Here is a 12747-nt window from a genome sequence, read left to right on the forward strand (position 1 = left end):
GCCGCAGGCTGCGATCTTTTGATTTTGTTTCTTGAAATCAACAGCGAGATCAAAAGATCGCAGCCTGCGGCAGCTCCTACCGAGTTTGTTGGCATTGAAAAAGGCGACCATTCTAATGCAAAACGGCGACCCGAAGGCCGCCGTTTGACGTTATGCAACAACCAATCAAGCGGCGGCAGGCTCAGCCTTGGCCGCAGGTTTCGGCAGCGACGACAGGAACGCCATGATCAGCGCCGCCAGATACGGCAGCGACTGCACCAGCAACATCACCACCCAGAAGCGCATGTCGTTGCTCGGGATGCCGTTGACCAGGTAGATCCCCAGCGCCGCGCCCCACAAAAGCAGCATGATGAACAGCTCTTCCCGCGCTTCGGAAATCGCCACCCAGAAACCATGGTTGTCGGCGTTTTTCGGTGTGCGGAAGAACGGAATGCTGGTGGTGAAGAAGCCGTACAGCACCGCTTTGGCGATGGTGTGCGACAACGCCAGCCCGGCCAGCGCCGCGCAGAAGGCATCTTTCAGGTTCACGCCGACGGCGCGACGGTAGAGGAAGATGATCTTGCCGACCTTGAACACGAACAGCGCCAACGGCGGGATTGCGAAGATCAGCAGCGGCGGATCGACCCGCTGCGGCACGATGATCATCGCCGCCGACCACAACAGCGCGCCGACGGTGAAGAAGATGTTCATCCCGTCCGCCACCCACGGCAACCAGCCCGCGAGGAAGTGGTAACGCTGGCCGCGTGTCAGTTCGGTGTCCTTGCCGCGCAGCAGGCTGCGGGTGTGGCGCTTGATGATTTGAATCGCGCCGTAGGCCCAGCGGAAACGCTGTTTCTTGAAGTCGATAAACGTATCCGGCATCAGACCCTTGCCGTAGCTGTCGTGGTAATACGCCGCCGACAGGCCTTTTTCGAACACGCGCAGACCGAGTTCGGCGTCTTCACAGATGCACCAGTCAGCCCAACCCAATTCTTCCAGCACCGAACGACGAGTCATGGTCATGGTGCCGTGCTGAATGATCGCGTCACGGTCGTTACGGGTGACCATGCCGATGTGGAAGAAGCCTTTGTATTCGGCGTAGCAGAGCTTCTTGAAGGTGCTTTCGTTCTGGTCGCGATAATCCTGCGGCGACTGCACCACCGCGATTTTCGGGTCGGCGAAGTGCGGCACCATGTGCTTCAGCCATTTCGGGTGCACGCAGTAATCGGAGTCGATCACGGCGATGACTTCGGCGTCCTTGGCGGTGTGCGGAATCAGGTAGTTCAGCGCGCCGCCCTTGAAACCGGCCAGGGGCGAAACGTGGAAAAACTTGAAGCGCGGGCCGAGGGTTGCGCAGTAGTCACGCACCGGTTCCCACACCGCCGGATCTTTGGTGTTGTTGTCGATGATCAGGACTTCATAGTCCGGATAATCCAGCGCGGCGAGGGCGTCGAGGGTCTGTTTGACCATCTCCGGCGGCTCGTTGTAGCAAGGCACGTGGATCGAGACTTTCGGGCGGTAGTTGGAGTCGCCCTCGACCGGCAAGAATTCGCGCCGGCGTTTGTGAATCCAAACCGCTTCGGCCAGTTCATGCGCCTCGGTAAGCAGCACGATAAACACCCCTAGCGCACCGAGTGCCAAGAGGAAGCCGACCGTCAAACTGAACCACGTGCTGTATTGCAGGCTGTAGTCGTAACCGATCCAGACCAGCACCGAACCGCAAAGGAAGGCGATAAAGGTCAGGAAGATCCGCCCACGCTGACGCAGGGCCGAACCGTCGATCATCAGCAAAGTCAGCGACAACAGCGCCAGCACCACCGAACCGATTGCCAATACGCGCCACTGCGGGATCGCGACGACCGGGCCTTCGAAGTTGAATTTCTGCTGACGCGCGGCGTTGAACACGCCCCAGTACGCGCCGACCGAACCTTCGTCGCTGGCCTTCCACGGCTGGTCAAACGCTTCGATCACGAAGTAGTTGAAGCCTTGGCGGTTAAGCTTGTTGACCAGCGTACGCAGGTAAATCGCTTGATCCGCCGGCGATGCATCGGCGCCACCGCGCATGCGACCGTTGCTCGGCCAGCCGACCTCGGAGAGCAGCAGCGGTTTCTTCGGGAACAGTTTTTTCAGGTCGCGGGCACGGTCGAAAACGAACTGCCCAGCCTTGTCGACCGGAATGAATTCCCAATAAGGCAGAACGTGCGCAGCGATCAGGTCAACGTGCTTAGCCAGCTCCGGGTGTTCTTCCCAGACGTGCCATTGCTCGGAGGTGGTCACCGGCACTTTCACCGCCGCGCGCACACGATCGAGCAACACGCTCAGCTCTTGCGCAGTGATTTCCTTACGGAAGATCGCTTCGTTCCCGACCACCACGCGAACCACGCTGCGCGAAGTGTTGGCCAGTTCGATGGCGCGGGTGATTTCCCGTTCGTTGCGTTCCTGATCGGGGCTGATCCAGATCCCCAGCGTCACGCGCAGGCCGAATTCTTCAGCCAGTTTCGGGATGTCTTGCAACGAACCGTCGACTGAGTAGATGCGGATGTTGTCCGTCAGCTTGCTCATGATCTCCAGGTCGCGGCGCATTTCTTCGTCAGACGGATACTGATCCTTCTGCGGATATTGTCCCTGCTGGAACGGCGAATAGGAGAAACCGGAGATCTGCTCCGGCCAGTTCGGCGCGGAAACCGGGCGATTGATCAGCGCCCAGAAACCGGTGAACAGGGCAGCGATTGCCAGAACCACCACCAGGTTGAGTCCAAATTTACGCGATGACATAGCTATTTCGGGTTCCAAAGGCTGTGGAACGAAGGAGTCGGTTGGCGTTGCGCCTTTCTTATTGCAAAAGGGCGCGCATCCTACACCGGCAGTCCGCCAGTCGTACATCTGACAGGGAAATGCCCGACATTGGGCAGCCGACTTTGACTTAAGTTCTTACACTTGTAGCTGGAAGCTTAAAACTTGTCGCTGTGTAGCCCTATAATGCGCGCCGGTTTTTGGGGTAATGGTCATGAGTACAGAAGATCCGCGGTTTGCAGGCATCGCCCGTTTGTATGGCATCGAAGGCCTGGCGCGTTTGCGCGCGGCCCACGTGGCGATCGTCGGCGTCGGTGGCGTCGGTTCCTGGGCGGCGGAAGCCATGGCCCGTTGTGGCGTCGGCGAGATTTCGCTGTTCGACCTCGATGACGTCTGCGTCAGCAACGCCAACCGCCAGTTGCACGCGCTGGACAGCACCGTCGGCAAACCCAAGGTCGAGGTGATGGCCGAGCGTCTGCGCGGGATCAACCCGGATTGCACCGTGCATGCGGTGGCGGACTTCGTCACCCGCGAGACCATGGCCGAATACATCACGCCGAACATCGACTGCGTGATCGACTGCATAGACGCGGTCAACGCCAAAGCTGCGCTGATTGCCTGGTGCAAACGCCGCAAGATTCAGATCATCACCACCGGCGGCGCGGGCGGGCAGATTGATCCGACGCTGATACAGGTGTGTGACCTCAACCGCACGTTCAATGACCCGTTGGCCTCGAAAGTGCGTTCGACGTTGCGTCGTGATTATGGCTTTTCGCGCACCGTGACCCGGCATTACAGCGTGCCGTGTGTGTTTTCTACCGAGCAACTGCGCTATCCGAAGCCGGATGGCAGCATTTGTTTGCAAAAGAGTTTTGTCGGTGACGGCGTGAAGCTGGACTGCGCGGGTGGCTTTGGTGCGGTGATGATGGTCACGGCGACGTTCGGGATGGTTGCGGCGACCAAAGCTGTGGACAAGATTGTGGCGGGCGTTCGGCGCCCGGCGGAGCGGGTCAAACCGATTAGCTAGCAAACCTTGTGGCGAGGGGATTTATCCCCGATGGGGTGCGAAGCGCCCCCAAGATCTGCTTCCTCGGAGCGTCAGGCTGTCCGCATGTGTCGGAGTTGGGGCCGCTTCGCACCCCATCGGGGATAAATCCCCTCGCCACAGGATTAACCGGCCAACTCATTCATTCGCTGGAGCACGGCATTCAGGCCATTGCTGCGCGAGGGCGATAGCTGACGCGAAAGGCCGAGCTGATTGAACCAGTCCGGCAGATCAACTTGCTGCAACTCAGCGGCAGACAAGCCGTTAACCCGCAACAGCAGCAGCGCCACCAACCCGCGAATCATCCGCGCATCGCTGCTGGCGCTGAATTGCCAGTGACCATCACGCAATTCCCCAACCAGCCATACCTGACTCTCACAACCATGCACCCGGTTGGCCTCGCACTTGTCGGCATCGCCAAGCGGCGGCAGACGATCACCAAACTGCATCAACAACCGCGCCCGCTGTTCCCAGCCAGCGGCATTCTGAAAAGTCTGCAGCGCTTCGGCGGCTTCGACCGGCAAGCTCATCGCAACATCTCCAGCGCCTGATCCAGCGCTTCAAAGAAACGCTCCAGATCCTCCGAATCGTTGTACAACGCCAGCGACACGCGAATCGCCCCGGCCAGCTCGAAACTTTTCAGCAACGGCATCGCGCAGTGATGTCCGGCGCGCACGGCAATACCCTGTTCTGTCAGCAAGTGCGCCAGATCAGCGTTATGCACACCTTCAACGACAAAACTCGCCAGCGCCAATTGCGGCTTGCCCAACAAACGAATGCCATTACGAGCAGCGAGGCCACGCAGCAGATAGTCATGCAGCGCCGCTTCGTGGGCCGACACTGCGTCCTGATCGAGCCCGGCCAGATAATCCAGCGTCGCACCTAGGCCGATCACACTGGCAATCGGCGGTGTGCCCGCTTCAAAACCCAGCGGAGCAGGGCGGAAGCGCGCGTCGTGGTAGTTGGCTTCCAGCACCATTTCGCCGCCAAACTGCCAAGGCTTCAGTTGTTCAAGCGCAGCATTGCGCCCGAACAGAACGCCCAAACCATCCGGCCCATACAGCTTGTGGCTGGAAAACACGTAGAAGTCGCAACCCAGCGCCTGTACGTCATGCCGACCATGCACTACGCCTTGCGCGCCATCGACCACGGTCAACGCCTTTTGCGCCTTGGCCATGCCCAGCAGCGCCGGCAATGGCTGCCATGCGCCGAGCACGTTGGACAACTGACTGACCGCCAGCAAGCGTGTACGCGGGCCAATCAAATGCACGGCAGCCGCGAGGTCAATCAAACCGTCAGCATCCAGCGGCAGAATCACCAGTTTCAGATTGCGCCGTTGCGCCAGTTGCTGCCACGGCAGCAGATTGGCGTGATGCTCCAGGGCGCTGATGACAATTTCATCGCCCGGGTGGAAAAGATGTTCCAGGCCATAAGCCAGGAGATTCAGCGCACTGGTGGCGCCGTGGGTAAAGATGATCTGCCCGCTGTCTCCGGCATTCAGCCATTGCGCAACCTTGAGCCGACTGTCCTCGAACGCCTGCGTCGCGTGAGCGCCGGGCAGGTGTTGCGCACGGTGCACATTGGCCGCGCCATTGGCGTAGTAATGCGTCAGCGCGTCGAGCAGGGCTTTGGGTTTTTGCGTGGTGGCGGCGTTGTCCAGATAGGTCTGGTCTTGCCGTTGCAGCGCGGCGATGGCCGGGAAATCGGCACGCCAGGGGGAGGGAATCATCATCTGTTCAGCCCTGTGAACTTGGGCGGGTGTACACCGCCCCCTGTAGGAGCCGAGCTTGCTCGCGAAGCTTTTGGCGGCCTCAAGGACGCCTTCGCGAGCAAGCTTTGCTCCTACAGAAGTCGGATGAGGCTGCTTAGTTGTGAGCGTGCAGCGCTTCGTTCAGTTCGATCGCCGATTTGTGGGTTTTGCATTCCACAGCGCCGGTTTCCGAATTGCGACGGAACAGCAGGTCAGCCTGACCGGCCAGCTCACGCGCCTTCACAACCTTAACCAGGTTGTTGTTTTCGTCGAGCAGCGCCACCTTGGTGCCGGCGGTCACGTACAGGCCCGACTCAACAGTGTTGCGGTCGCCCAATGGAATACCGATACCGGCGTTGGCGCCGATCAGGCAGCCTTCGCCAACCTTGATCACGATGTTGCCGCCGCCCGACAGGGTGCCCATGGTCGAGCAACCGCCGCCCAGATCTGAACCCTTGCCGACGAATACGCCAGCGGAAACGCGGCCTTCGATCATGCCCGGGCCTTCGGTGCCGGCGTTGAAGTTGATGAAACCTTCGTGCATCACGGTGGTGCCTTCGCCGACGTAAGCGCCCAGACGCAGACGTGCCGCGTCAGCGATACGCACGCCGGCCGGAACCACGTAGTCGGTCATTTTCGGGAACTTGTCCACCGAGAACACTTCCAGCAGCTCGCCGCGCAGACGGGCTTCCAGTTGCATTTCGGTCAGTTCGCTCAGGTCGATCGCGCCCTGGCTGGTCCAGGCAACGTTCGGCAGCAGCGGGAAGATGCCGGCCAGGCTCACGCCGTGCGGCTTGACCAGACGGTGCGACAGCAGGTGCAGCTTGAGGTAAGCCTCAGGCGTCGAAGTCAGCTGTGCATCTTCGGCCAGCAAAGTGGCGACCAGCGGCTTGTGGCTCTCGGCCAGACGGGTCAGCAGCTTGCCTTGCACGGCGTCGATGCCTTTCACAGCTTCAGCCAGTTGCGCAGCCTGAGCGGTGGTGAAGGTGATGGCCTGGTTGCCTTCGGTGTAACCGAGGATTGGCGCCACGGCAGCGACCAGTTCGGCCGAAGGGTTGAGCAGTGGCTGGGCGTAGAACACTTCCAGCCACGCGCCTTGACGGTTCTGAGTGCCGACACCAAAGGCGATGCTGAACAGGGAATTGGACATGTAAATACACCTCTACAAAGAGTGACGGGCTGCTTACTTCAGAGCGGCCGCGTAGATATCTGGCTTGAAGCCAATCAGGGTTCGGTCACCGAGATCGAGCACCGGGCGCTTGATCATCGAGGGTTGAGCGAGCATCAGTTCGATGGCTTTCGATTGGTCGAGATCGGCTTTGCGTTCGTCGTCGAGTTTGCGAAAGGTCGTGCCTGCGCGGTTCAACACCGTTTGCCAGCCGTGCTCGTCACACCATTGGGTCAGGTGCTCACGGTCGATGCCGGCGCTTTTGTAATCGTGAAAGTCGTAGCTGACAGCGTGCTCATCAAGCCAGGTGCGCGCCTTTTTCATGGTGTCGCAGGCTTTGATGCCGTAAAGCTTTAAGTGCTTGATTTCATTGGGCATAAAATCCTCCCCAAAACTTCCCCAATATCGCCCAAAAATTCAGCCGTGGATTATGCCACGTCGATCCACTCTGCGCCTCGACTGTCTCGATAGAGGTCGGTCATTGCGGCCGAACGGTGACCGAGCAGTTTCTGCGCATCGCGACCTTCGTCTTCGTGGAGGCGCGCGGCGAGCGATCGCTGTTCGTGGAAGCTCGGCGGTTGCCGGCCAAAAGTTATCCCCAGCTTGGCGCCGGCTTTGTCCCGGGCCTCGGCAAATGCCGAGCTGAGTGTGTCCAGCACGACAGGCTGGCCAGCCTTCGCCCGGCCCGACGCTTGCGCATGATGCACCAGGTGTTGTGACAGAACGCGATCGCGGCATTGTTTGATGACGGTGGCGAGATCAAGCCCGACTGACTCCAGGCGAAGTGCAGTGCTGATTCGGAGTCGCGCGCCAGTCTTCGATTGGACGACGTGTAGGAAGCCGTCGTGCACGTCCTTGAATAGGATCGAGGCGATATCATCGCGGCGCTGGCCAGTGAGCACCGCTAACTCCATCGCCCGGCGAAGCCACGGTTTCGTCGCTTCCGCATAAATTGCCTTCCACAGTTCCAGCGTCAGCCGCTCGCGCTTGATGTTCACCCGCGCCGCTTTGGTCACTTCGACCGGGTTGCTGTCCGCCCATCCTCTCGCCTGAGCTTCGGCGAATACGTCTCGCAACAGCGAGCGCATCGCCCGGGCCATCTGCGCTTTCCCCTCTTTGGCCATACCTGTCAGGTAATCGGCCACATCCATCGTTGTGATTTCCTTGATTCCCTTTGAGCCGAATTCAATCTCCAGGCGGTTGATCCGCATGCGAACGTTTTTGTTGCTGCTAGCGGATAGCTTGCGCTCGGCGAAAAGCTCGCGGTATTCATCAAGCCATTGCGAGAACAGCTTGCCCGGTGCTGGCGCTGGGGTGCTGATGCGTTCGGTCAGTGTTGGCTTGATGGTGTCTGCGTGGTTGGCGGCAACAGCCTCGCGAATGGCGGCCTCCTTGTCTTTGCCCAGACCAAACACGCGACCACTGATCGGGTCGCGGTAGGTGTAATAAGTGACGCCGTTGCGGGCGTCAGTCTTGCGGTAGAGATTCGGGGGAAGATCCTTTGACCCTGTGTTACGCGGCCTGGGCGCCATTGCGTGCTCTCTCTATTCTGCTGATCAGGCTGCCGCCGACAATGCGGATCGGCTGCTGATCAGGTTCCTGATAATGGGCGTGGGATTCTACATAGTAGCTCCGCCCGTGCTTCACCGGCGCCGGCGCAATCCGGCCTTCACGCGCCCATTTGCGGAGCGTGTTGGGGCTGGGCGGCGTCTTGAACTCGGCCGCCGCCCATTCATCCAGGGTGACTTTGCTCATTATGATGCTCCATGCCGCGCGTGGCGGCAGAAGGTGGTGATGGGTTATGCGAGTGGGGCGTAAGTTTCGCCGCGACGCTCGGCCGAAGCCTTTCGATAAGTCTCGTTGGTGTAGGGTGCGTCTGGCTCGCGGCGCACCAAGGTCATCTGGTATTGGGAGCCTTTGGCGCGATGCGTTCCGGCGCAATATTTCTCGATCAGGAACTGGGCGTCGTGCTTATCGCCCTTCTCTGCCCGGCTACCTGTGCCGATCGTTCCGCCTTTCCACGACCCTTTCTCGGGGCCGGTCTCGCCATCGAACGAGATTTCAAGCTGGACGAACGTTCGAGTGGGTCGCAGCGCGCCGAAATACTTCTTCACCCAGCCAGTGCCTACGCGGTATACGCGCTTCTCCATGTAGCAATAGGCCCGGATGTCCTCGCCGTCGTAGTCCTGAAGCAGGAAGACGTAGCGCGGCATGGCGTCCTTGATAGCTGACCTTTCCTTGTAGTCGAGGCTGACACCATTTCCCTTTTCGGTGTGTTCGATGCCCGAGGCGTCGCAGATGACATGGCGCACCAGATCGAACTCGCGCCATGGGAACGAGTGATAGCGAGACTTTGTGGTCTTGGAATCCCAAGTGCTCGGGCCGAAGTTGGTATGGATCCCGTGAGTGGTTAGGTGGAAGCCGAACTGGCGAGAGTGGTATTCGTAGTAATGAAGGTGCCCATGCTCTGCAATTCGCTTGGCTTCCGCTTCAGGGCTCAGGCTGGTGAAGGTGTGCTGCTCAGCCCACGGCTTGATAATGTTGGGGATCTTGATCCAGGCTGAGTACTTCCAAATCTGGAGTACCAGCTTGTTGCCCGGGTAGTCGCCCTGATCGCCGGAGTTCAGCGTGATACCCAGGACGCTGTCGCGCTGGCCTTTGTAGTACAGATCAATGAAGTTCAGCAGCACGAACTTGTCGTGCCATGGGTTCGCCCGGAAAACATTACGGTGCCACCACGCTTTGATGGTTTTGAACATGCGCGAATACCTCGCCCGCCGTACACCGGCAGGCTGTTTTGGTTGTGGGAATCAGATGAAGGGCAAAAGAAGCCTCAGCAGGTGTACTAAGGTCTATTGGTTCGCCTCGCCAGTTGCGTACACGTTTTCTCCCCTGAGGCGACTGGTGAGGCGGGCTTCATCGCCACGGCCCCTTGTAGATGAGGTAGGTCATGTAGAGCGGGGCGAGGATCATGCCGCCACCTTCTGGCCGAGCAACACATCCGCCACAATTTCCCAGAGCTGTGCTGGTGACCATTGAAATCGGTCGAAGTCCGTGTCTGGCTGAATACCAACTCGGCAAGTGGAATGAGCGCCCGCCGGGTACTCACCTCGCTTGGCCATGATCGTCGCTACGCGGCCGTCACCGCCGGGTGTAGTGCGGTGGTATGCATATGCCTGAGTGTTGTAATCGTTGCCAGCCGGTATTCCGAGCGTCCCGACATGCACTAGATCTGCGCGACCGTCTGGTGTCCATGGTCTGCCGCCGCCAGGTGTCCGTGCTCCCTCATGCAGGTAGAGCATGAATTCGCCGGCATCGTGGCAAACGAGTTCGAACTCATGGTTGAACTGGGTACCGACGATCACCCGCGAAGTGAAGTTGAAGCGGTGATCGTGGATCGACGAGTGCTCGAAGCAGGCCCGGCGCGGCAGGTCTGGGTGCCAAACGTGCAGGCGCTGATTGCCCTGCAGTTGAACCTGCACGAACCCAAGGCCATGCAGGGTGATTTTGTCGGTCATTACGTCGTCGATGATGCTCACGGCAACACTCGTCCTTGCCGCTATAGCGGCTGATTTTGAAGGGGGAGGGAGGATTTTTGCGGGTGGAGTACAGATGTACTCTTATCGGGCTTCGGCTGATTCGATGACTGGGTGTGTCGCGTTCCAGCGCTCGAAAGCCTCCTGCGTGGATGCGGCTTCGATCTTCTCGTCGCACTGGTTGCACGCGGCGACACCTCCGGCCGCACCGACATCGCGGTGACCTTGCTTGCAAGGGTTCATATGCCAGTCATCATCCTTGGCGGACTCTGGTTCTGGATATTCAGGGCGCGCAGGCGGATAGGCCGGCGCCGTCATCGCTTGGTCAATCGCAGCGCGCAGGTTCTCGTTGTAGTTTTCACCGATCACGCGCTCGTACGGCTTATCCATCCAGTGGCCGACGATCTCGATGTTGATGCTGCTGTCGCCGGAATCGCCATTGGGGCTGCTGTCGAAGCGGACGTCCCAGCAATTCGATTCCAGCGCATCCAGTCGGTGCTTGTCCCGCTCCAGCTCATCAATCCGCTGATCCGCTGCGTTCAGGCGCAGCTGCAGGGCGTCACGTTCGGCGGTGACCCGGTCGAACTCGACGGCCACCACCACATCAGGTTGTGGTTGCAGGCAAGTGCCCGGCTGATCTTTGCCGCTGAATGCCCACGCTGTAGGGCCTTGGCACATCTCCAGCGTCAGGTTGCTGGTGATTTCATCAATCACCTCGCGGTCAAGCTTCTTGCTGTAGTGGTTGACCAGCTCGTTGGCGATAGTGAAAACCATGGTTCCGAGTCGGGTGGACTTTTGGTCTTGATTGCTCACTTCGAATGCCTCTTTCAATTGTCGGTACCGGTGTAAGTGCGCCAAGGCACCTTCACGCCGTTTACGAGGAATCCCCAGTCACCGCGCCACTTGCTGGTGATGAAGAGTGTGACGACGCCGCCGGGGGATACCTGGTCGATGCGGTGGTATTCGCCGTGGTTGAGGCGGGGCGGTGTCGCCTGGGCTCCGAGTTCTCATCGACAATTTGAAGAGGTCGTCCAACTCTTCCAACCATAGAAGAGGCGCAGGTGCCAGCATGTCGACGTGGCTCGCAGGCTCGAGACGCTCTTCCGTGTACCAACCGCGCAGGATGATCGTCCGGGCGTTCCATGGATGGTCGTGCAGATCTCGGTCTTCATCCGGCCGCATGATGTGGTGCACGCGGAACGACCACGGGCACCACCACAGCGCCGGCTTGTGGGTCTCCCGGCTGTACGGGTTGAACAGCCACCAGCGGCCCATGTACATCTCGGTGCCGTCGGCAGACATGATGTGCTGGTACGGGGTGAGCTTTGCGCGGCCGATCAGCCAGCCGGCGATTGCCGGAAGGGCCAGCAACTTGGCGATCAGACGCCAGAAGAGATTGATCATGCTGCCTCCTTCGGCGTGTAAGTCAGCGTGCCGTCGAGGATCGCCTCCTTGATGGCGTTGAACTCCCAGGCGTAATACTGCGATTCGACGTAGACCCGCATCCCTTCTTGGTAGTCATGCTTCTTGCGCTGGATGAAGGCTTCGGCAGCGGCATGGGTGAAGTGGGCGTTGACGTATTCCCAGCGATCGTCCCAGCCAGTGACGGTGTGGTCTTCCAGTTCGCCCAACACATACCACTGATCCGACTCGCCGGCTTTCATGAACTGGCATTCAGACCAGTCCTGCATCTTTTTATTGAGCTGGCTTTTCTGATAGCTGGACAGACCGTCCCAATACTCCTTGATCGAGTAGGCCACCGACTCACCGCTATCCCAATAGACCAGGCGCTTGTCGGTGTATTCCATGTCCAGCCCGCCCACGATGCGGCGGGCCTCAACAATGAAAATTGCATCGGCAGTGCAATGATCGTGAACTCGCTTGCCTTTGCAGTCATGGCGCAGACGCTGAACGAAGTCGGCCCAAGTCGCGGCATCGAGGTGATGACCGGTTGCCAGGCTCGGTGCCGGAGCAGCGATCTTGTTTTTTTTGGGCATGGGGCTTCCTATGCCGGGGCATGCCCGGGCGGTGGAGGGTGGATTAACTTTGCTCTTGGGATGTAAGATCGCCCGCAAAACAACCGCGGTTATCATTCATCGAAGGTGTTCATGGAAGATCAAGCAAAAAAGTTGCAGGAAAGGTTGGCTGTTATCGACATGCTTAGCAGTGGTTCGAGTCGACCCGGGTTTACGGAGCTTTTACTGAAAAAGCTTCTAGACCTCGGAATTAGAATGGAAGCCGACCACCATGGCCGTGCCCACGTTCATATTGATTACGGAACTAAAATTCATGCAGCTAGCTACGCTGTCGACACCGGTGAACGTTTAGTCGGTAGTTTGCCGGCGAAGTACGATCGCGAGATCAAAGCGTGGATACTTTCAAACCAAACGCAGCTTTTTGAACTCTGGGCGGCAATGAAGTCTGGGAATAACCACACGGCCGTTCTTGCCAGGCTCAAAGGACAATAACCACGACA

Annotated in this window: 14 protein-coding genes; 2 read left to right on the forward strand and 12 right to left on the reverse strand. The window is 59.2% G+C overall.

From position 1 onward, the window contains the following. Positions 1-165: 165 nt before the first annotated feature. Entirely contained in the window at positions 166-2754 is a 2589-nt protein-coding gene (locus QMX93_RS01870) for a glycosyltransferase (protein WP_282352039.1), read from the reverse strand. A gap of 226 nt (positions 2755-2980) precedes the next feature. On the opposite strand from QMX93_RS01870, the gene tcdA reads away from it, so the two are divergent. Further along, positions 2981-3799 (forward strand): tRNA cyclic N6-threonylcarbamoyladenosine(37) synthase TcdA, encoded by an 819-nt coding sequence (gene tcdA / locus QMX93_RS01875; protein ID WP_282352041.1) that lies wholly within the window; start codon positions 2981-2983, stop codon positions 3797-3799. Between the two features lie 143 nt (positions 3800-3942). On the opposite strand, the gene QMX93_RS01880 is transcribed toward tcdA, so the two are convergent. From QMX93_RS01880 to QMX93_RS01930, 11 genes are all read right to left on the reverse strand, one after another. After that, positions 3943-4347, reverse strand: a complete 405-nt coding sequence (locus QMX93_RS01880) for a SufE family protein (RefSeq protein WP_282352043.1) — start codon at positions 4345-4347, stop codon at positions 3943-3945. After that, entirely contained in the window at positions 4344-5549 is a 1206-nt protein-coding gene (locus QMX93_RS01885; RefSeq protein ID WP_282352045.1) for a cysteine desulfurase, read from the reverse strand. Before QMX93_RS01885 ends, QMX93_RS01880 begins: the two co-directional genes overlap by 4 nt. A gap of 133 nt (positions 5550-5682) precedes the next feature. Beyond that, positions 5683-6717: a 2,3,4,5-tetrahydropyridine-2,6-dicarboxylate N-succinyltransferase gene (dapD, locus tag QMX93_RS01890; protein WP_053117606.1), complete on the reverse strand. Its 1035-nt coding sequence runs from the start codon at positions 6715-6717 to the stop codon at positions 5683-5685. A gap of 33 nt (positions 6718-6750) precedes the next feature. Further along, on the reverse strand, positions 6751-7113 hold the full coding sequence (locus QMX93_RS01895) for an ArsC family reductase (RefSeq protein ID WP_212543953.1): 363 nt from the start codon (positions 7111-7113) through the stop codon (positions 6751-6753). A gap of 50 nt (positions 7114-7163) precedes the next feature. Continuing rightward, positions 7164-8267, reverse strand: a complete 1104-nt coding sequence (locus QMX93_RS01900) for a phage integrase Arm DNA-binding domain-containing protein (protein WP_282352056.1) — start codon at positions 8265-8267, stop codon at positions 7164-7166. Beyond that, positions 8248-8490 carry an excisionase gene (locus tag QMX93_RS01905; RefSeq protein ID WP_212543951.1) on the reverse strand — a complete coding sequence of 81 codons (243 nt, stop codon included), beginning with the start codon at positions 8488-8490 and terminating at the stop codon, positions 8248-8250. Before QMX93_RS01905 ends, QMX93_RS01900 begins: the two co-directional genes overlap by 20 nt. A gap of 44 nt (positions 8491-8534) precedes the next feature. Then, positions 8535-9494, reverse strand: coding sequence for a hypothetical protein (locus QMX93_RS01910; protein ID WP_282352060.1), 960 nt, complete (start codon positions 9492-9494; stop codon positions 8535-8537). 210 nt (positions 9495-9704) lie between these two features. Then, positions 9705-10253 (reverse strand): hypothetical protein, encoded by a 549-nt coding sequence (locus QMX93_RS01915; RefSeq protein ID WP_282352490.1) that lies wholly within the window; start codon positions 10251-10253, stop codon positions 9705-9707. 102 nt (positions 10254-10355) lie between these two features. After that, on the reverse strand, positions 10356-11045 hold the full coding sequence (locus QMX93_RS01920) for a hypothetical protein (RefSeq protein ID WP_282352062.1): 690 nt from the start codon (positions 11043-11045) through the stop codon (positions 10356-10358). 117 nt (positions 11046-11162) lie between these two features. After that, positions 11163-11675, reverse strand: a complete 513-nt coding sequence (locus QMX93_RS01925) for a hypothetical protein (RefSeq protein WP_282352067.1) — start codon at positions 11673-11675, stop codon at positions 11163-11165. Then, on the reverse strand, positions 11672-12268 hold the full coding sequence (locus QMX93_RS01930) for a hypothetical protein (protein ID WP_282352069.1): 597 nt from the start codon (positions 12266-12268) through the stop codon (positions 11672-11674). Before QMX93_RS01930 ends, QMX93_RS01925 begins: the two co-directional genes overlap by 4 nt. A 111-nt stretch (positions 12269-12379) precedes the next feature. Between QMX93_RS01930 and QMX93_RS01935 the strand changes: the two genes are divergently transcribed. Continuing rightward, positions 12380-12739, forward strand: a complete 360-nt coding sequence (locus QMX93_RS01935) for a DUF4160 domain-containing protein (protein WP_282352071.1) — start codon at positions 12380-12382, stop codon at positions 12737-12739. The last annotated feature ends 8 nt before the right edge of the window (positions 12740-12747 follow it).

This window comes from Pseudomonas sp. PS01303 (genome assembly GCF_029959385.1).
Classification (GTDB): Bacteria; Pseudomonadota; Gammaproteobacteria; order Pseudomonadales; family Pseudomonadaceae; genus Aquipseudomonas; species Aquipseudomonas rustica.